Here is a 19,627-nt window from a genome sequence, read left to right on the forward strand (position 1 = left end):
ATCCTCGTTATCGCGCCATGACGACACGGTTGCGACCGTCGTTCTTCGCTTTATACAAAGCCGAGTCCGCGCTTGAGAATACCTCTCGCAAATACTCCTTCGGATCTTCGAATCTAAGCTCTTCGCTAGATTCCGATAACACGCCCATGCTTATCGTAACATGTACTTTTTCCGACCCGGTATCCACCCAATTGTCTCCGACCGCCAGCATAATCCGTTCAGCCAATAGTTCGGCTTGCTCGCGATTCGTATGCGGCAAATAAATCGTAAACTCTTCTCCGCCGTATCTGGCCAATATATCGGTTCGTCTAAGCTTCGAACGGACAATATCGGCCGTACTGCGAATGACTTCATCTCCCACGAGATGACCGTATTTGTCGTTAATTTGTTTGAAATGGTCGATATCGAACAGGAAAATCGCAAACGGAATTTGATATCTCATGTTGAGCAGCACTTCGTGCTCCAATTGCTGCATTAAATACCTGCGATTAAAGCAGCCCGTCAGCCCGTCCGTCACGGCCATTTGCTCAAGCTTCTGGTTAACTCTGAACAGCTCTTCCTGGATCGTGATCAATTCCAAATTCCGCTCATGCAAAGCTTCGTTCTTGCGGTTCATTTCAACGACGAGTTTACGCAGCTCCGACACGTCATGGAAAGTGATAATACGGCCAAGCAGCGTCTTCCTGTCATCGAGCACCGGCGATATTTGAATGGATACATGCTTCCCCGAGTTTTCCTGCAACGAAAATTCCATTTGCATTTTCTCGTAGGGATGATGGTTATAACGATATAGAAACTCGTATACTTCCCCCTGCGCCTGCAGAGGAGCTAGAAACTTCTCCATTTCGAAAGATTCGCCCTTGGACAATTGAACGAACGGCGACGAGCCCTTGTTCACTTCAAGCACTTTGCCGTTCTCGTCCACTACGATCACTCCGGTTGTCATATGCTCGAAGATGTCCCTCTGGGCCATGCTTAAGATATCGAAGATTCCGAAACGGTATATCGCAATGACGAAGCATAAGTCGGACAGTAAAATTCCAAGCGCCAGCAATCCCGGTATGACGGGCAGCCATTGAGCCAGCAATACGTTGACGAGAACGTCAAGAAGGCCGAACCCGGTCAGAACGAACATCCCGATTAAAGCGGTTGCAAGTTGTTTGCTCTGATTCAAGGATTTGACAGTCTTGAGGGCGTGGAACATATTCATCAAAGCCGTGAAGAAATACGCAAACTGTATAAGCACGAGCAACCAGAACAAGGGACCGTAATCACGATCCAAATAATTGCCCCCTACCGGCGACATAAACAAGTTCTCCGGGTTCCAAAGAGCTCCGACTACGCAAAGGGAGGCCGGGAAAATATAGAGAAGAATCCGGCTTACCTTCAGATGCGCGGCTCGTCCGGTAAGGAAAAAAACGAAGAGAAGCCAGCCCGGTCCCAGCATTCCCATCGCTACGAAAGAGATATTAATGAAAAACAGTTGAACATCGGTAAAATCCGTCAATTTGACGGCGAATTGACCTAGCGGCCATAGCATCATAACAAAATGAAAAGCCAAATACACTTTATGGGTCTGGGTAATTCTATTAAACGCAATCACGCTTACAAATAGAATAAAAAGCATAATGAACAACGTAAAATCAGTCCATTGAAAATCCAACACATTCACCTTTTCACAAAAGGACTTTATTTAAAATAATGGATGTTCATGTTTGATTTTACCATATCGCCGATTTTTTCGACAACCATTATGCCCGCAATAGTCGGATTTTTATGCTTTTTTAGGTGATTTCAAGGACTTTTTTACTTGGTTTTTGTGACCTTTGGCATATTCACTTCATTTCTCTTTCCATAAAAGGGTTAACCCCCAAAAAATCCCTAAATCGCTCGTATTCCCGCTCCAATTCGGCAATATCCGTTTTGCCGCCCTTCACTGCGCGAATAAGAATATTCTTGGGCGTATGCTCCATGTCAATGAACTCCAGCAATTGCGTGCGATATCCCGCGATTTCAAGCAGATTAGCCCGAATCGCATCCGTTACCAGTGCGGAGAAACGTTCCTTCAGAATGCCGTGTTTAAGCAACGGCTTCAGCGTCGGTTGCGATAGTTGGCGGAAAAGCTCGTGCTGGCAGCACGGAACCGATAAAATGACGCTTGCCCCCCAGCCGATCGCTTTGATCAACGCGGCATCCGTTGCCGTGTCGCAGGCATGAAGAGTCACGACCATATCTACCGAGGAATGCCCTTCATAGTCCGAAATATCGCCGACCATGAAAGTCAATTGGTCCCAATTCAACTCTTTGGCGAGCTTCGAGCAAGTTTCTATGACATCTTCCTTAAGATCCAGACCGATGATACGGACCGGGAGTTTCTCTTTAATAGCCAACAGATGGTACAACGCGAAGGTCAAATAAGATTTGCCGCATCCGAAATCCACGATCGTCAGCGGTTTGCCGCGAGGCAAATCGGAGATCACGTCGGATACCATCTCGAGAAATCGGTTAATTTGCCGGAACTTATCGTACTTCGCCTTTACGACCCGGCCTTCCTCAGTCATAACCCCTAGCGAGACCAAAAAAGGAACCGGCTCCCCTTCCGGCAGCACGTAAGCTTTATTGCGATTATGCTCCTGCGGCACGGCTGCTCTCTTCACGGACTTGCCGCGGCTGATGAGCGCCAGCTCTCCTTTCTTATTCGCCAGAATTTGCACGTCCGCATCCTCGGTTTTGAATAACGCTTGCTTATATTGCTCCATCGTCGATTGCAGCTGTTCCTTCAACCGCTCGACGGGTACGTTCTCGTGAAAAACTTTGTTCGCCAATTGACGTTCGAATTGATAGAATACGCCTGTCTTAAGCTTGATCGGACGTACGGTCAGCTTCTTGGCCGTTTCCTCGTCTTTGCGGCGAGGCGCGCTGAAGGAAGCTTGAACGAGCTTTCCCTCCGTCGCGATTCCGTCCAAGAATGCCAGCCATTCCGCCGATTGCGTCTTCCCGTTCATTACCCATTCTCCTTCGTTAGAGCGCCCCATTGCCTGCGCCCTTCTTCCATCTCGTCCCTGGATATTCCTCCGGCCTCCAGAGCCGGGTCATCGCAAGATAACAGCCTTGCGTAGAAGGCATCGCCCTCTTCCGCGGTAACCGCTCCGTCCTCTTGCAGCTCGTATAGCAAATCCTCCGAAGCTGCGAACTCCCCGCTCCATTCGTACCATGTCCATAAAGCCCGCTTAGTCTCCGCGTCAAGCTCATAAGGAGACAGGGCTTCCAACAATTCCGCGATGCGCCCGCGAACGTCCCAGTTCTCGATTTCCATATCATTCCGTACAAGATATAGATTTAGTCGCAATGCCTTCGCGAATCTCGGCACGCTTTCGTCCGTTCTGCCCAGATCGGACAACAACTCCGCTTCTTGTTGCAGCATCGCGGCTATTACGGCCACCGATTCCGCGTTCGGACTGCCCGTGACCGATAGCATGGACAACAGATCCTCATCCGTCAAGCCCATGGCAAGACGAGAGCGCAGGCGCAGCTCTTTGCCCAGAAACTCATCTATGAGCTCAAGAGCTTCTTTCTGCTTCTTAAGCTCCTTTAATCCCATTGCTTTGCCAAGCACTAGTCCCGCTTGAGTCAGCAACCTGACCAAGTAATCCCGTTCAAACACGCCCAGTCCCCCGATTCCGCTTTAAAAAATTTACGATCGCTTCCGCAAAAGCTTGAGGCTCCTCCATCATTCCCATGTGGGCAACTTCCTTAAGGGTATGTGCCGTTACGTTGCCGCTCGTTACCGGAAACCTTTTGTCCGGCGGTATGACTTCATCCAGCTCTCCCGCAAGCAGCAGAATCGGAACTTCCAGCGATTTCAGAACATCGATTCGCTCCGGCCTTTCTCTCATGCCGAGCGCGCAGCCTATCGCGCCTTCCGCGGACGTTCCGTATCCGATTTCTATCGCTCGCTTCAGTTGCTCCGACCGGGAAGCGCGGTGCTCGGCCGTGAACAGCTTCGGCACGAGTCCTTCAACGAAAGCGTTAATTCCGCCCGTTCGAATCGCTTCTACCGCTTTCAGCCGATTCTCCTTCGCTTGCTCGGCGTCCGGGAAAGACGTCGAGTGCACCAATCCTAACGTAAGGATTCGTTCCGGATACTTCTCCGCGAAAGCAAGCGCAACGTATCCTCCCAAGGAATGCCCGAACAGGTTCGCTTGCGGCAAGTTAAGCTCGTCGAGCAGACCCGCCAGATCCTCGGCCAACCGCTCCATCGAATATACGCCTTCGCCCGCGGATGAAGCGCCGTGCCCGCGCAAATCCGGAGCGATGACCCTGCCATGCGCGGCTAACAGCGGACGAACCTCATCCCAATAACGATGGCTCCCGCAATATCCGTGCAAGACGACGATCGGCTCGCCTTGACCTTCTTCTACGTAAGCGATGGAAGTTCCGGAAATCAGCTGTGACTTCTTCATGACATACATCCTCTCTTAGGTTTAATCTTTATTCCATTGCATGCTAATCGCTTTCGAAATTTCTTGAGCCATTCCCATGACGCGATACAGAGAAGTAGACTGCAACGTCCAGTAAGGCTTCAAGCTAATGGCATTCACCACGCCGGCTATGCTGTAAGCGCCGACAGCCCCTAGGCCTCCGTTCACCGATCGGGCCGGTATCAACGGCCCTTGCCTCACCAGATATGCTCCTACGCTATCGGGTTTTCCCAGACAGGCGTCTATAGCTACGATTGTACCCTTTTCCTCCAATGCGGGCATCAGCCGGGGAAGCTTGTTCGCGTCGCATGGATCTCTAAGCGTCCCGATGACTCTCGCGAAGCCCTGCTCTTCCAATAGCGTGCCCACCCAAGGACCTAAGCTGTCTCCCGTAGAGCAATCCGTTCCGATGCATAGAAACGTCAACTCTTCCAAAGAATGCGCAGCGGCTATCCGGCTCATGAAGGCGTTCAGCCCCGCGGCATCTACTCGATCCGTTGCCCGGTTATCATAATCTATCATTCGTTTATCCCCTGTCGATCATCGAACGGCGCGTTTCCTTCAGGTTACCACTCCGCCCCGAGGAATGCCACTTTCCGGCTCTTCGATTGTTTTTTAGCGGAACCCGTTCTCCTATGTTACAATAACAGCATCCCCATTTACGCAAGAGAGGAAGTTACCCATGGACTTAAATCAACCTTCACAGCAAAACGTTGAATATATGATCGAGGCGATCAAGACGAAGCTGCGTATGGCAACCGGAGCGGCCATGCAAGCGTCCAGCTTCACCGTCGACAAGTACGAGGATCTCAAGGACATCTACGATATGGTGAACTCCAAAGAAAGATTCAGCATTAGCGAAGTCGAAGCGTTAGTATCCGAGCTTGGCAAACTGCGAGCGTAATCCGGATAAAGGAAAAACGGTTGAGCAGCATGTTAACTCTGCGGCTCAACCGTTTTTTTGCGCATCCTCGTGCACGATCTATTTTTACCCGCTCATCTTTCTTTCCATTTAAATTTTCTTAACGATTCCTGCAGCACCGCGGATAAGGAATCCAATTTCTCCGCCAATGCAACGAGTTTCTCTCCCACGTTCTTTTGCTCCATGCTAAGGGACGCTACCTCTTCGGAAGTAGCCGATGATTGCTGGGCAACCGCGCTGACATTCGCCATCGCTCCCGCGAGCTCGCCCTGGTTGATTTCAAGCTCGTTGATCGAATGGGCTACTTCATCGAGGTTCGCCGTAAATCCTTCCACCTGCTCCCTTACTTGTACGAAGATCGTGTCGGCTTCCTTGACCGCAACGATCTGCTGGCTGAAAATCGGAAGCGCCGCGGATAACAACGCGACGGTTTCATCCATTTCCGTCTGGATCTTCTCCGTGATATGCCCCACGACCAGGATGGATTGCTTGGATTGGTCCGCGAGCGTACGTATTTCATCGGCAACGACCATAAACCCTTTGCCCGCGCTCCCTGCGCGCGCCGCCTCAATGGTCGCGTTCAAGGACAAGATATTCGTCTGATTCGCCACGTTATTCAGTAAAGCGAGGATTTGGCGGATAGATTGGGTACTTTCCTTAAGCATATCTATCTTCTCCGTCATCGAACGCGTTAATCGTTCATTCGAATTCGTTCGCTCGATCAGTTCCTCCATATATTGAATTCCTTGATTACTGGCGTATTGCACCTCTCTAGCGGATGTCCCTATCTCCTCTTTGGCGGCCATTACTCTCCTTACTTGGAGTCCGATCGAGCCGGTCAGCTCATTCCCTTTCTCCGCTCCGTTCGCAAGGTTCATCGCCCCTCCTGCTATTTCTTCGGTTGCAGTCGCAATCTCCTTTGCGGATTGGGCGGTATATCTGGCAGCTTCCGTCAATTTCTCCGATGTCTCGAGCACTTCTCTAGCCGACAGCGTCGCGTTTCCTACCAGATCGCCGATGTTGCCGATCATTTCGTTAAAGCTTGTCGCGAGCTGTCCAATCTCGTCCGACCGATTCATATTCATTCGAACGGACAAGTTCCCTTGAGCTCCTTCTTTCATCAAGCGGCTCGCTTGATTCAGCGGTTTCCCGATCAGCAGGATGACCAGATAACCGATCCCCGAAGCCGCAATAACCGCGATAATGATCATTAAAACCGTGATTTGCGCGATTCTCCGGGCATCTTTATGCAGTTCCTCCAAAGGCACGGTGCCAATGGAATACCATCCCGTGCTTGTAAGTTGCTGCATGACGACCCGAACGCCCTTGCCGGCATCTACGTCGTCATATTGCTGCCCGGCTTGCCCGGAAGGATTCGAGAGAGGAGAGGCTTCCCCGAGCAGCTCGGGATTCTCGTTATAGATATAACGGCCGTCCTCGTTCAGAATGTAGCGGTTCCCGCCTTCTCCCATATTCACGTTACCCATTAATTCCTCTAAAGGCCCCGTCCTGAACTCCAGAACCAATACGGTAGGTTTCGAGCCGGCCGCCGCGCTTTTGATTAAGCGTCCCAAAGCGAAACCGCTGCTCCCGCCCTTATTGATATATCCGGACTTGGAGGTTTCCAACCATGCTATTCCGCCGTCCGCTTCGGCAATGCGGGCAAACCAATCCGGAACCGAAGACATCATTGCCGTATTCGTGGATGCGATCTCCGTTCCGTCTTCCTCATAGAACCCATAAGCGGAAATTTGATTGTGGATAAAGGGAGATGCGCTGTCAAGGAGTCGAGAAGAAGCCTCAACGGCTGCTTCCCCTCCCTTTTCCGATTCATAATAGAGTTGCAGGGAATCCCTGATGCGCAGATCGTTATCCAACTGCGCGGAAAGGTCCGCAAGCCTCGCGAAGAACAGATCCAGCTTCTGTCCGGTTTGAACGATCGTTTGGAGCGATGCATCGGATACCTTCTTCTCTATCGTGTTTTTCGAAATCACGTAGGAGGTGGTCCCCGTCACCCCGACAAAAAACAAGAGGCTCACGAAAATGATGAGAAAAAGCTTCATTCCGACCGATTTGATCCTAACCGATATTTTCGCCAATTCTACCGCCCGTCCCCTTAACTTGCCTGTTTATATGGTTTACTCTACACTCCGAATCAAGAGATCGGCGAAACCGCTACGTTGTCGAAATAAGCGGATTCTCCAACTGACTTAAGCCCCATTCCGCCTTGCATGTACGGGGATGCGCTCCTATCTTCATACACGATAACCGGCTCGGTGCCGGAACCCAAATAAACTTCTATGACCGCCCCGCGGACCCTTACCTTCAGGCGCTCCGCAATCCCTGCCGGACGCTTGATGGCGACATACTTAAGGTTCAATGTGTCGTAGTTGTGCTTAGCCAGATGAACCCCTTCGGAATCGAGATATGCATAATAACCTTGCACGAAGTCTTCGCGGTTCTGATTCCGCTCCATCCCGTTCGCCGGATTATTGACGCGAACCAAGATTCCCGCATTCCCCTTTCCGTCTTTAAGCACGATATCCGCTTCCGCGGTATAATCCGTCCACCTATGCTGCCCGAAAACCGACTTGGCGGCTTGCGCCGAAGAAGCTTTAAGCGCGCCTTTGCTTACTCCCCACATCCCTTCATAACGCGTCCATCCGAAGTCGTTGCCGTCTTCGAAATCATCGGAAGCGGAGACCACGTCCTCATGCGGAGATAAAGTAAAGGACGACAATTCCAATTTGCCCGCAATGACTTCCAATCTCCAAGCGCTCGTTCCGGCTTCCGCCTTGACCGATTCCTTCATGAGGTTAATCCATTCGTTTGCTTTTACGTCTGCCGGAATTTCAATCTCGCCCGTCATATCCGTCTCGCCGTTCCTTAAGCGAAATTTAGTCCCGCTTTTACCGGCCACGCGGAAGTGAATATCGTAGGTACCGGTTTCGGAAGCCTCGGATACGTTGACCCGATAATCCACCCATTCGCCGGCTTCCATGTTCGTGATGGCATAACCGCCTTCGCCATCCTCTCTGATCTCGACGCCCCCGGACCTGTAGAGAGACTCCTTGTCGCGGAAAGCCTCTCCATCCGCGCCGCTCTCATAATGGACGCCTTGAACGGTTCCGGGCATCGGCTTGTAAATATCCCATGCTCCGCTCCCATTTACTTTATTGCTGTAAGCGATATAACCGAAGGAAGCATCCGTACCTTCGCTCGCATAACCGATTTTCCCGCCGCCCAGCGAAGACTCGAACTTTTGCTTCTGCATTCCGTCGACGTAAAGAGCGAACGTGCTTCCAGCCTTCTCTACGCGAAGCAGGTGCCACTTGGTTAAGTCGTAACCCGCGGGGAGTTCGGCAACTTGCGACTCCCCCGCGACCCCATCCACGATAAGCCGGGTTTCCAGCACATTCGTTTTCTTATTTAGCGTAGCAAGACCGTAGTTGTCTTCATTCTTATAAGAAAAAACAGCTCCAACCTTTGCTTGCTCCTCGCCTAAGGAGTCCATCTTAATGTGATATTCCGCCGTATAATCCTTTTTCGTCTCCTCTTTCGAGACGGCAATGGCACGTTCGCCCGATGCGGCCGTCAGTCGAAGCCCTTCCTTCGGATCGATCTCCCATTTCCCTGACTTGGACTTATCCCAATTGGAACCGAGCTTCTCGCGGTCGAATCTATCCGAGAAATCCGGCAGCGCCGGAGCCGGCTGCGAATCGGACGTCGGCCCTAGAACCGACATCCGATCTCCGTTCCACACGATGGCATCCATGTTCATGTGCCGAAGCGGACCGACGATGCCCGGTCCCTCCAGGTTATGATAGATCATGTACTGCGTATCCAGATCGGGTCCCCTCACTACGCTGTTATGGCCTAATCCGACGGTTTTCCCTTCCGTCCGTATAAGCGCGGGATTGCCGGATGCGCCTTTGAATCCGGTTAACGGAGATGAACTCATAGCGGCATCCACCCGGTAAGCATTGCTAAACACATGATTGCCCGTAAGAGTCATGTAGTAATGGCCGTTTCGCTTCCATACTGCCGGTCCTTCCGTCCATCCGCCCATGAATGCCTCGGTAGGCATACTCTCCTCGAACGTCAATGGGTCGCTCATTTTCGCGGCTTCGATTCCGTAAGGACCCGCATGGTAGAAATACCATTGCCCATCGTCATCGACGAAGATGGAGCCGTCGATCGACTTGCCGATATTGCCGGTCGCCAATTCGAAAGGGCCTGTCGGGCTTTCGCTAGTCAGAACGTAATGGCCTGCTCCTGCCGGAGAAGTATACATGTAGAAGAGGCCGTTCCAATAAATTACTTCCGGAGCATAAGCCGCCATCGTAACCGGATCGTCCGTACATACCCCTCTATATTCCCATTTGACAAGATCGGTAGAGCTCCACACTTTTATCCCGGCGTCCGTATCCCTGGTACTCACGTACAAATAGTAACTACCGTTGAAGGAAAAGACATAAGGATCCCCTAATCCGTATTGCTCCCATTCGTCCGGCAAGCTGATCGGATTGGTCCAGAATACGTCGGATTTCTCTTCCTTCGTCGTTGGAGTACAGCCCGCCAACCCGGTTAAAATCATCATTAGTGCCAACAGCGCCCCAATGGATTTCCTAGTTCTCCCATTCATCATATTCGCTCCATCCCAATGGCAAAGCCGGCGGAAGCGTCACAATGACACCGCCGCCGGCTCCATTTCGTCTCGTATTTTATCGAAAATCAGGGACGCGGCAGGGAAACCGGCCATTTTCCTTCGTTGATTAGGCGAATCTCGGACAACGGCACCTTCGGCTTGCGATCATAAGTCAACAAACCGTTTATTTCTTGCTCTACGTCCGTTAACTGCGTATAGCAGAAGCCTTGGATCACCGGGGATCCGATCATCGGATGCACGACGTCCGCAAGCCTCTTCAGGAAATCCTCGTCGCTTTCGGCGCCGGAGTAGCCCCAACCTTCCCAATCGCTCTTCTTGAAAGAGATGCCGCCGAATTCCGTTATCAGGATCGGCTGATCTTCATATTCAACGCCGGGAACCAGTATCCATCGATTAGCAGGACGGGCGTTAATCGCGGATTCCGTCGTGCCGTAACGCTCCTGCAGCACTTCGCGGCGCCATTCGTAATCATGGATCGTGACCAGATCCGTCTTCATATGTTCCCAACCGTCGTTGGAGATAACCGGACGCGTATTGTCGATCGACTTCGTCATGTGATAGAGCGCCAACGCATGCTGTTGCTGTTGAGGATCGACGAGAATATTCGTCACGCCCCAGCTCTCGTTAAGCGGTACCCACGCCACGATGCAAGGGTGATTATAGTCGCGTTCGACCGCCTGCAGCCATTCGCGCGTCATCTTGCCGGCGTAGGACTCCGTAAAATGATAGGCGTTCGCCATCTCCCCCCATACGAGCAAACCGAGCTTATCCGCCCAATAGAGATACCGGGGATCCTCGATCTTCTGGTGCTTGCGCGCACCGTTGAATCCCATTTCTTTCGTATACTCGATATCTTTGCGCAGATCGTCGTCGCTAGGAGCGGTCAACAAGCCCGTCGGAAAATAGCCTTGATCCAGAACCAGCTTCATGTAGTAAGGCCGATTGTTGAGCATTAATGAACCGTCAACGATGGACACTTTCCGCATTCCGAAGTAGGAGTCGACGCAATCCGTTTGTTCGCCGTTCACGATCAGCTTCAATTGCAGATCGTACAAGTTCGGCTTTTCAGGACTCCACCAACGCCCCAAATGATGATCGTTGAAGTCTTGAATGGCTATCGAACGAATTTCGCCATCGCGCGTAACCGTATAAGTATCCTGGGAAATGAATTCCCCGCCAAAGGCGATCGTTGCCTGCAATTGAACGTTCGCCCCCGACGAAAACCCGGAGATGAACGATTGAACCGTAATCTCGTTGCGGTCAATGTTAGGCGTTAACCGAATGCGCTCCAGATGAACTTCGGATACGGGCTCAAGCCATACGCTCTGCCAAATGCCCGTTGTACGCGTATAGAAGATGCCCGCCGATTTTTCTTCCCAGTATTGCTTGCCGCGCGGAAGGGTTACGTCCTTGCTGTAATCTACCGCTTTCACTACGATAGAATTATCGCCGGAGAGCAACACGTCTGTAATATCCGCATGAAAAGGCGTATGTCCGCCTTCGTGAGTCGCCACCAGCTTGCCGTTGACCCAAACTTTAGAATCGTAATCGACGGCTCCGAAGTGCAGCAACACTCTCTTGCCTTCAAAATCGGAAGGTACCGCGAACGATTTGCGATACCAGACGACATCATGAAAGTCGGTATCGCCGATTCCGCTCAGTTCGCTCTGGTAACAGAATGGCACCCGTATCTTTTTCGGGAAGGAATGCTTCTCGTACCACGCATCCCGTTCTCCGATCGCTCCGTCATCATAGTCGAATTCCCATTCCCCGTTCAAATTCATCCATTGTTCCCGCACGAATTGCGGACGAGGGTATTCATTACGCAATGCTTTAGTCATTTTCTCCTGCTCCTCTGCGCGTTTCTATATTTCTGTGCTTGTCTATGTTTCTATCTGCGCTTTTGTATTTTTTATATCCTCCGACAGGGAACGGGGAGACTTGGTCACGATCCATACGCCGAACCCGACGATCGAGAGAAAACCGATCGCCAACCCAAAACCGTCCAAAGGACTAACGCTCAAATATTTTTGGTTGCTCTTTACCGCAAAAATAAGAACATTGGACATGACGAGGAACCAGAGCACGTTCCGCCCCATCGCTTCGAGCGGAAAGAAAGGCGAAGGAAACCGTTCCATCCATCGAGACAACAAATAGTATCCGTATAACACTAACGCAGGCCCGATTATCCACCATACGGAAGGTGGGAATCTTTCCGGAAGCGCGTCCCCTACGGCGGTTTGCCACTTCCATAGGAACGCGCCGCTCGCGATAAGCGCCCGGACAACGCTCGCCAGTCCCAGCCTATTCGATGTTTCGCGAACAGCATTCCGACGATATAGTAGGGCAAATATTGAAGAACGGGAAACGATGCGAAATCGCGCGTACCCAACAGCGGAGCTAACTGGGTCTGGTGGATAGAACCGTACGGGATATACGTCGCGGCGAGCAACAGACCCGCAACGGCGAACCCGATTCGCTTCCGCTCCGCCAACCAGCGTAAAGGAACGAAAAGGGCGAGCCCTATCATCATCAAATAAGTGAAGGAGGACAGGAATTCCGACCATCCCGGCATATCGTTCAGCAGAAGGATCGGCTTTAAGGTTGCCCATTCCAATGCTCTTTCGTCGATGAATATCCGATACGCCGTACCCGATACGTAAAAGGCCATCAACGTTTTTAATGCCGCCGTCAGCAGCCTCGGCGCCGCTTGCCGGAACGGTTTCGCGTAATACGCGAGTTGCGATACGTAACCGAAGCTGAAGACGAATCCCGAGAACGTGATTAAATTTATGAAATCAATGAACCGTTGACCGTTCGGATAGATTTGAGGATCGCTGAAAAACTGAAGCGTATGGCAGTAGACCATCCCTATCACTAGCAAGCCTTTGAAAATATCGATTCCTCTTTCACGCTTCTTCGTCACTTAAGACAAGCTCCTTATCCTTTAATTCCCGACATGCTGATCCCTTTGACGATCTGGCGCTCGAAAACGAGGAACAGGGCGAAAATCGGAATCGACGCGATCATGTTGACGGCCATCGGCATGACGTAGTCGCCCGACTGCTGCCTTAGAATAGTAGGAATTCCGATCGGCAACGTGAACATCGTATCGTCCGAGATCGCCAGGAACGGCCACAAATAGTTGTTCCAAGATGCGATAAACGTAAGGATCGCCATCGAAGCGATGGCCGGGCGAGTCAGCGGGAGCATGATGTTATAGAAGATGCGCCATTCGCCGCCGCCGTCGATCTGAACGCTTTCCAGCAAATCGTTCGGAACTCCGTCGAAGAAGCTTTTCAGTACGATAACGGCAACCGGCGAGGCGAGTACGGGAACGATCAACGCCTCGTAAGAATTCAGCATTCCAAGGTCTTTCACGACCTGATAGAGCGGAATAATAACCGCTTCGCCCGGAATCAGAAGCCCGGATAAGATAAACAGGAACATGAATGCCTTGTAGCGAAACGGGATCTTCGACATCGCGAACGCGGCAACGGCGGCAATAATAACCGTTAACGCCGTTACGCAAGCGGCGATTAGAAAACTGTTTCCGATCCAGCTCAGCAATAGCGTATCCTCGATGACTTGTTTATACATTCCGAAGGAATACGGAGGAGTAAACCAATCCACCAGCGAGGCGATACTCATTCCTTCTACCTTAATAGAAACTACGGCCATCCAAATTAAGGGGATGATAAATATAAACGCGAACAGCAACGAAACCAAGCGATATACCCATTTCATCTTAAGCGGCCTCCTTGCGATTGTTCATCCAATATTGGAATCCCGACAAGACCAGCAAAATGACGAATAGCATGTACGACATTGTCGCCGCGTAGCCAAGATCGTTCTTCTTGAAACCGGCTTCGTAAATGTATTGGATGACCGGTCTTGTTTTGTCGAGCGGCCCCCCGCCGGTGATCAGATAGATTTGCACGAAAACTTTGAACGAAGCGATAATTTGCAACATGACGATCGTTCTCGTGATCGGGTTTAGCAAGGGCAGCGTAATGCGCCAGAACGTCTGGGAGCTCGTCGCGCCGTCCAAGCGCGCGGCTTCGTAGATATCGTCCGAGATCTCCTGCATGGCCGATAGATACAGGATGAAATTAAACCCCACCGTCCACCATAGCGTGAGAAGAGTCATGGCAATCCAGGAGAGCGCCGTCTCCGTCAGCCAGAAAATCTCGGTATCCCCCGGAAGCAGCTTGATCAAATGCAGGAATGAATTTGCGAAACCCATATAGGGCTGGAATATGAATAGCCCGAGAAAAGAAGCAACCGCAACGGACAATACGCTAGGCAAGAAAAATACGCTGCGGTAAAATTTCTGCAGACGGGATTTTCGATTGGCGATTAAGGCTAATAGAATGCCAAGAATAACCATCGTTGGCGTTGTTAAAATAACGAAAATGGTAGAATGCCAAAGAGAAGCCCAGAAATCGTTGTCGCTAAGCATGCGTGTGTAGTTGTCAAACCCGACGTATTTCATTTTTTTGATTAGCGTCCATTTGTACATGCTCATCTCTACGCCTTTAATCATGGGCCAAACCGTAAAAGTAATATAAACGGCCAGGAACGGCAGCAGGAACAGCAGCGCTAGCAGGTCCGCTCGCATTTTGCCTATTTTCAAGCACATCACCTCTTCCCTGTTGATCGACAAGCTTGCGGCAGCTGCCGCAAGCTTGTCGGATCTGCTAGACGAGCACAGGCCTATTCGTCGAGTACTTTTTGAACCTCCGGCTGTATTTTCGCGATTGCGTCAGCGGGAGTCATTTTGCCGGCCCAAACCTCGTTCAGGAATTTCCACAACGCCAGATCGCGAATCTGCCAGTTTTTCGTGGACGGCTTATTGAACTTAACCGTGTCGGCTACGGATACATAGTCGCTGCGGTAAGGAAGGTCTTTGAATTCTTGTTTCTCGAATACGGAAGGCTTCGAAGGGATATGGCCCGCTTTAGCCCATACTTGACCGTTGTCCGCCACCCAGTTGGCGAATGTAATCGCCGCTTGGCGTTTCGCCGGATCTTCGTCTTTCGTCATAGGAAGGACGATCGTATGGGAGTCGCCCCATGTCGCTTCTTGATCAAACACTTTAGGAATCGGCATGGCGCCGAAATCAAGGTCTTTGGTTGTCTCCCAGATTCCGGTTGCCCATACTCCCGTCATCATGATCGCTGCGGTTCCGCTTTGGAAGTTTTTATAGAAATCGGGATCGTTTTTCTTGATATATCCGTTAGTGAACAAGTCTTGGATATAGGCAGCCGCTTTGGTTGCTTTATCCGCGTCGATTTGAGCCGTTGTCAGATCGTCCGCGATAACGTCGTTACCGCCTTGTTGGGAGTACAGCGCCCACCATAGACGATAAGGATCGTCGTTTGTAGGGGACATCGCGAACGGAGTCGTTTTGGCAGGAAGCTTTTCCTTAAGCGTCGCAAGGAATTTAACGAATCCTTCGCCCGTGTTCTCCAATACCGGCTTGCCATCATCGCCAAGAAGACCGGCGTCTTTAAGCAATTTTTTGTTGTAGTACATAATGAACGGATGGGTGTCGATAGGTACCGCATAATGCTTGCCGTCGACTACGGTCGCGTTCAGAAGGTTCTGGTTGTAAGAACTCCAATCCACGTTGGCGGCGGTAGCTACTTCGTCGAGTTCGGTGACTACGCCTTGGTTGATCAAATCCGGCAACCGCGAAGTATGGGAAATCCCGATATCGGGCCCGTTTCCGTTGCCAACGGCCGTAATCAACTTTGTGTAGTACTCGGCCCATACGAGCTTCGTATTCTTTACTTGAATATTCGGGTGCGTTTTGTTGAATTCGTCGATAAGCGCTTGCATGTTCGCGCCGTCCCCGCCGTCAAACAATGTCCAGAAGGATAAGTTCACTTTCTCGCCGTTTCCCGGATCTGCGGACGGAGCCGTGGAGCTTCCTTCCGAAGCGGCGGGAGACGCAGAAGCATCGTTGTTTCCTTTGTCGTTCCCTCCGCATGCGCTTAGCAGCATCGAGAATGCCAATACCATTGCCAGCATTAAACCGAATGACTTTTTCATGTAGTTCCTCCCCTTCGTATACAAGGCTAATAAGGTACAAAACATTATTTTTGTTTTATTACAATTTTTCTGTACCTTTGAACTCATAATATCGGGTTTAAAGCGCTATGTCAAGCGCTTTCATTCTGTTTTTTTGTATTTAATGCGGTAAATGACCTCTATTGTTACTGATTTGTTGTAATATTTAAACGATAACTCTATTCTAATTTAGCGAATAATGAATTTTCATGACGATCTCCTGCTCGTAATCGCCGAAATGCCGACCGAACAGATTAACCCCGCCCTTATGAACGGCATCCTGCTTCACCCCGATGCGAAGCCTTAGATTCGGTTTTTGAAGCAGACCTAGACGGTCTACCGTTACCTCCGACACTTTTTGCATATCCAACGTGGTACGCTCGTTATCGATCTTCCAGTTTTTCAAGAGCCCGTATTGCGTAGCCATATCCGGCCACCACGAAGGATTCCGTTTTCCTCGGCGTCCGCCGAAGTCGCCGGGGCTCGTCCATGTGCCGATATCGACTCCATTCACCCATAACGTTATATCCGACGGCCAATCGTTATCGTAATTGGGCGCTTCCGAGCACATTTCCATCGAAAACTCCAATTGTTGTATTTTCGCGTTTTGGGGAAGCTCCAGTGGAAACAAATATTCAAGATACCCTTTTCGGAACCAAATAATCTGTGCCCCGACGTGCTTTGGATGATAGAAGCTTGCTGGCTCGTCTTCCAATATGATCATGCTTTCCTGACTAGCCATTCCGCAAGTCGGCAACACTTCGCAATCGCTATAATGCCCGATCGGCATTTCCAACTCGTAGATAAGAGCTTCTTCCGCGTTAGTGGATTGAAAAGCGTTATTAAGCACGATATGGATATCGTCGAAGCTCCTGCTGCATACTTTCATCGCTCCCCTTACGGCAGGCAATAATTCGGTCGTAATCAGTTTGGCCCCCTCCAACACCTTCACGTTCGATGCGACCGTGGATACCGGGAGGCTTAACGCTTCCGCTATTTCTACGATGTTCATGCTGCGAGTATTCAATAATCGAAGCATATCGATTCTTGCCCGCGTAGATAAAGCATGCGTAACCGCGATCAATTTATCTGGCTCATTAATATTCAACTCAAGCAAGAGGGTCACTTCCTTCCAAGTCATTTCATTATTACAGTGATCATACATTGAATGAGTAATATTTTCAATAATTCTGTATTAAAACAATTATACGATAACAAATCATGGTTGCGTTTCCATCGATAAAAATGATGAACCCTATGAAAAAGGCTCGCTAACTCGTTCTCTCTCCCCCCTGATATGATGTTAAACAAATCAAACCGGGAGGCGAAATAGATGTTGATTCAAGAGTATACTGCCCTTAAAATATGGGAAAGCGATCAACGGATACGCGAAATGCAAATCGAAGCGCGGATGAATGGCCTCGATGCGAAAAAGGTCGTCGTCAAAGACGGCTCGTGGAGGATATTGGCCCTGCTGCTCGCCAGATTTGCCTAAACAACAGAAACCGGTTCTCGGTTCGCTAAGGGGCGGTGGTACGGCGTGGATTTAATTTACATGAGATCTTTCCTGGAAGTCGCACGCTGCCAAAGCTTCACGAAAGCGGCGGAAAACCTGGGGTACGTGCAATCAAGCGTCACCGCTCAAATCCAGAAGCTCGAGAACGAATACGGAGTCGTCCTGTTCGAGCGATACGGGCGGACGATTCGGCTGACTTCGGCAGGAGAACAATTGCAAGACTCCTTTGAACAGATTTTGAAAATTTACGACGATTCCAAGAGACTGGTCGCCAGACAGGCAAAAGGCAGCTTGGAAATCGGAACGATCGAATCGCTTATGGCCTTCTATCTGCCTCCGTTATTCCACCGTTTCCTGCAAAGCTTCCCCGACATCAACCTGCAGGCGAATCCGCTGGTCGAATCGGCCATTCTCCAATCCGTCAGGAACGGCCAGTTGGACCTCGGCATCGTGATGGACTTGCCCATTACGGACAACGACATCGAATCGATTATCATCCGCGAGGAGCCTTTGGTATTGGTCGCCAAGCCGGAGCATCCGCTCTGTTCGGCAGACCGCGTGGACGTCTCGCAGCTGGACGGACAATTCCTCATTACGACGGAGCAAGGGTGCACGTATCGAGCCGCTTTTGAACGGCTGCTAGGAACACACGGGGTCACCTACCATATTCATCATGAATTCGGCAGCTTGGAAGCCATTAAGCAATGCGTAAGCTATGGCCTCGGAATCGCTCTCGTCCCCCGCATCGCCGTTACCCGCGAGCTGGCGGAACAGCGGCTTGTCGCTCTGCCTTTCGCGCACCCGGACATTACTTTCTATACGCAAATCGTTCACCATAAGAAAAAGTGGCTCAATCCCGCAATCCGGCACCTGATCGAACTGCTAGCCGAGACGGATGAAATGGGCCAGCCGACCGATTCGAGCGACAGGCAAACGTCGCGAATCGGTAAATAACCCGCCTCGCGATTTTCGCGGGCGGGTTTCTTGTTCTTGCTATTCGTTATTTCTTGACGTAGGGCCGCAACGATGACACCGCGTCATCCAATCCCTTTGCCCTCAAATCCAAACCCTTCACGACTTGCCACTTTTCCGCATGTACGACGGTTGCGCCGGATTCTACTTCTTGCAGCTCGCCAAGCGTTTCCAATTCTAACATCAAGCTGTTCGTGTACAATTCGAACGATACTCCGAAGTCGGGATAAGTTCCGCCGGCGACGGGCTCGTAGCTCTTGATGAACGTATCTCCATGATTGCTGTATGCCGCCCATCCGGCTTCGTTGTCGCTTCCGAACTTATAAGGCGTCGGTCCGGTTCCTTGATCGACGATCAATTCCGATTCCGTGAATTTGATACGGGAGTCGTTGAGACGGTTATAAGGCCACAGAACGAATCTGCGGTTCGGCAGCAATCCGTTATCCGTTCCGGTCATCGGAACGACGGCACGCCCCCCCGCGCCCATTACCGATAAAGCCCATGGAGCGAAGGTAATCGGCCAAGCGCCTTCATTGGTGACGCGGTGCACGACTGTGACGCTTCCGCCGGAAGCATCCAAGCGAAGCTCGATTTCCTTCTTGATTTGATTCCAACGTTCCGCGGGAGGACGCAATACGATCGTATCGTTGCCGACTCGTTCCCATTCGACCGGTTCGTTATCGGGGTAAGTCGTGCGCGGTATCCGCTCGGGGCTTGTCCACAGACGATGCCCTCCGTAGATGTTCCAACTGCCGCCGCCAACCGGCGAGAAAGCTTCTCCGCCCTGCTGGATCTCGCCATTAACGTCCTCGAAAAACAGATTGGCTCCGCCTTGCGAGGAAAGATGAATGATTCTCGGGCCGTAATCGAGCGTAGCTAGCAGTTCGACGCTGCCATTGCGTGCGGAGACGCAACGGCCCCATTTGTCATGCTGAATTTCTTCGATCGCAATCGTAGACATAATTAATCTTCTTTCCCCTCTCGGCTATTGA

The 19,627-nt window shown here is 50.9% G+C and carries 18 protein-coding genes; 3 read left to right on the top strand and 15 right to left on the bottom strand.

From position 1 onward, the window contains the following. Positions 1–7: 7 nt before the first annotated feature. The 5 genes from FPL14_RS07520 to yyaC form a co-directional block, all read right to left on the bottom strand. On the bottom strand, positions 8–1,663 hold the full coding sequence (locus tag FPL14_RS07520; RefSeq protein WP_229263828.1) for a histidine kinase N-terminal 7TM domain-containing diguanylate cyclase: 1,656 nt from the start codon (positions 1,661–1,663) through the stop codon (positions 8–10). 172 nt (positions 1,664–1,835) lie between these two features. Continuing rightward, positions 1,836–3,005, bottom strand: coding sequence for a class I SAM-dependent methyltransferase (locus FPL14_RS07525; RefSeq protein WP_182302405.1), 1,170 nt, complete (start codon positions 3,003–3,005; stop codon positions 1,836–1,838). Continuing rightward, complete coding sequence (locus FPL14_RS07530; protein ID WP_182302406.1) at positions 3,005–3,664, bottom strand: DUF6483 family protein; 660 nt, start codon at positions 3,662–3,664, stop codon at positions 3,005–3,007. The genes FPL14_RS07525 and FPL14_RS07530 overlap by 1 nt, the downstream gene beginning before the upstream one ends. Next, positions 3,657–4,463: an alpha/beta fold hydrolase gene (locus tag FPL14_RS07535; RefSeq protein ID WP_182302407.1), complete on the bottom strand. Its 807-nt coding sequence runs from the start codon at positions 4,461–4,463 to the stop codon at positions 3,657–3,659. Before FPL14_RS07535 ends, FPL14_RS07530 begins: the two co-directional genes overlap by 8 nt. A gap of 21 nt (positions 4,464–4,484) precedes the next feature. Further along, positions 4,485–5,003 carry a spore protease YyaC gene (yyaC, locus tag FPL14_RS07540; protein ID WP_182302408.1) on the bottom strand — a complete coding sequence of 173 codons (519 nt, stop codon included), beginning with the start codon at positions 5,001–5,003 and terminating at the stop codon, positions 4,485–4,487. A gap of 160 nt (positions 5,004–5,163) precedes the next feature. On the opposite strand from yyaC, the gene FPL14_RS07545 reads away from it, so the two are divergent. Continuing rightward, positions 5,164–5,385 (top strand): DUF1128 domain-containing protein, encoded by a 222-nt coding sequence (locus tag FPL14_RS07545; RefSeq protein ID WP_182302409.1) that lies wholly within the window; start codon positions 5,164–5,166, stop codon positions 5,383–5,385. Positions 5,386–5,477: 92 nt separating this feature from the next. Here FPL14_RS07545 and FPL14_RS07550 read toward each other — a convergent pair whose 3' ends face one another. The 9 genes from FPL14_RS07550 to FPL14_RS07590 all read right to left on the bottom strand — a co-directional run bounded on the left by FPL14_RS07550 (position 5,478) and on the right by FPL14_RS07590 (position 17,264). After that, the gene (locus tag FPL14_RS07550; protein ID WP_182302410.1) at positions 5,478–7,502 is read right to left on the bottom strand and encodes a methyl-accepting chemotaxis protein; all 2,025 of its coding nucleotides are present in this window, start codon (positions 7,500–7,502) and stop codon (positions 5,478–5,480) included. A 56-nt stretch (positions 7,503–7,558) separates the two neighbouring features. Further along, positions 7,559–10,051 carry a family 43 glycosylhydrolase gene (locus FPL14_RS07555; RefSeq protein WP_182302411.1) on the bottom strand — a complete coding sequence of 831 codons (2,493 nt, stop codon included), beginning with the start codon at positions 10,049–10,051 and terminating at the stop codon, positions 7,559–7,561. A gap of 86 nt (positions 10,052–10,137) precedes the next feature. Further along, positions 10,138–11,913, bottom strand: coding sequence for a glycoside hydrolase family 2 protein (locus tag FPL14_RS07560; RefSeq protein WP_182302412.1), 1,776 nt, complete (start codon positions 11,911–11,913; stop codon positions 10,138–10,140). A 42-nt stretch (positions 11,914–11,955) separates the two neighbouring features. Further along, complete coding sequence (locus FPL14_RS07565; RefSeq protein WP_182302413.1) at positions 11,956–12,222, bottom strand: hypothetical protein; 267 nt, start codon at positions 12,220–12,222, stop codon at positions 11,956–11,958. Positions 12,223–12,302: 80 nt separating this feature from the next. Continuing rightward, on the bottom strand, positions 12,303–12,998 hold the full coding sequence (locus tag FPL14_RS07570; RefSeq protein WP_182302414.1) for an acyltransferase family protein: 696 nt from the start codon (positions 12,996–12,998) through the stop codon (positions 12,303–12,305). Positions 12,999–13,012: 14 nt separating this feature from the next. Then, positions 13,013–13,819 carry a carbohydrate ABC transporter permease gene (locus FPL14_RS07575; protein ID WP_182302415.1) on the bottom strand — a complete coding sequence of 269 codons (807 nt, stop codon included), beginning with the start codon at positions 13,817–13,819 and terminating at the stop codon, positions 13,013–13,015. 1 nt (position 13,820) lies between these two features. Continuing rightward, a complete protein-coding gene (locus FPL14_RS07580) occupies positions 13,821–14,708 on the bottom strand; it encodes a carbohydrate ABC transporter permease (RefSeq protein WP_229263829.1) in 888 nt (295 codons plus the stop codon). Positions 14,709–14,788: 80 nt separating this feature from the next. Further along, positions 14,789–16,129, bottom strand: coding sequence for an ABC transporter substrate-binding protein (locus FPL14_RS07585; RefSeq protein ID WP_182302417.1), 1,341 nt, complete (start codon positions 16,127–16,129; stop codon positions 14,789–14,791). Between the two features lie 202 nt (positions 16,130–16,331). Further along, entirely contained in the window at positions 16,332–17,264 is a 933-nt protein-coding gene (locus FPL14_RS07590) for an ArsR/SmtB family transcription factor (protein ID WP_182302418.1), read from the bottom strand. Positions 17,265–17,480: 216 nt separating this feature from the next. Here FPL14_RS07590 and FPL14_RS07595 point away from each other — a divergent pair, with 216 nt between their 5' ends. Both FPL14_RS07595 and FPL14_RS07600 read left to right on the top strand, forming a co-directional pair. After that, a complete protein-coding gene (locus FPL14_RS07595) occupies positions 17,481–17,642 on the top strand; it encodes a hypothetical protein (protein ID WP_182302419.1) in 162 nt (53 codons plus the stop codon). A gap of 45 nt (positions 17,643–17,687) precedes the next feature. Continuing rightward, the gene (locus FPL14_RS07600) at positions 17,688–18,617 is read left to right on the top strand and encodes a LysR family transcriptional regulator (protein WP_182302420.1); all 930 of its coding nucleotides are present in this window, start codon (positions 17,688–17,690) and stop codon (positions 18,615–18,617) included. Positions 18,618–18,663: 46 nt separating this feature from the next. On the opposite strand, the gene FPL14_RS07605 is transcribed toward FPL14_RS07600, so the two are convergent. Then, positions 18,664–19,596 (bottom strand): hypothetical protein, encoded by a 933-nt coding sequence (locus FPL14_RS07605; protein WP_182302421.1) that lies wholly within the window; start codon positions 19,594–19,596, stop codon positions 18,664–18,666. Between the last annotated feature and the right edge of the window lie 31 nt (positions 19,597–19,627).

This window comes from Cohnella cholangitidis (genome assembly GCF_014107495.1).
Taxonomy (GTDB): domain Bacteria; phylum Bacillota; class Bacilli; order Paenibacillales; family Paenibacillaceae; genus Cohnella; species Cohnella cholangitidis.

Coding starts and splice junctions, on each gene's coding strand:
- FPL14_RS07525 (WP_182302405.1), bottom strand. CDS start 3,005: ATGAACGGGAAGACGCAATCGGCGGAATGGCTGGCATTCTTGGACGGA.
- FPL14_RS07535 (WP_182302407.1), bottom strand. CDS start 4,463: ATGAAGAAGTCACAGCTGATTTCCGGAACTTCCATCGCTTACGTAGAA.
- yyaC (WP_182302408.1), bottom strand. CDS start 5,003: ATGATAGATTATGATAACCGGGCAACGGATCGAGTAGATGCCGCGGGG.
- FPL14_RS07545 (WP_182302409.1), top strand. CDS start 5,164: ATGGACTTAAATCAACCTTCACAGCAAAACGTTGAATATATGATCGAG.
- FPL14_RS07555 (WP_182302411.1), bottom strand. CDS start 10,051: ATGATGAATGGGAGAACTAGGAAATCCATTGGGGCGCTGTTGGCACTA.
- FPL14_RS07560 (WP_182302412.1), bottom strand. CDS start 11,913: ATGACTAAAGCATTGCGTAATGAATACCCTCGTCCGCAATTCGTGCGG.
- FPL14_RS07575 (WP_182302415.1), bottom strand. CDS start 13,819: ATGAAATGGGTATATCGCTTGGTTTCGTTGCTGTTCGCGTTTATATTT.
- FPL14_RS07585 (WP_182302417.1), bottom strand. CDS start 16,129: ATGAAAAAGTCATTCGGTTTAATGCTGGCAATGGTATTGGCATTCTCG.
- FPL14_RS07595 (WP_182302419.1), top strand. CDS start 17,481: ATGTTGATTCAAGAGTATACTGCCCTTAAAATATGGGAAAGCGATCAA.
- FPL14_RS07605 (WP_182302421.1), bottom strand. CDS start 19,596: ATGTCTACGATTGCGATCGAAGAAATTCAGCATGACAAATGGGGCCGT.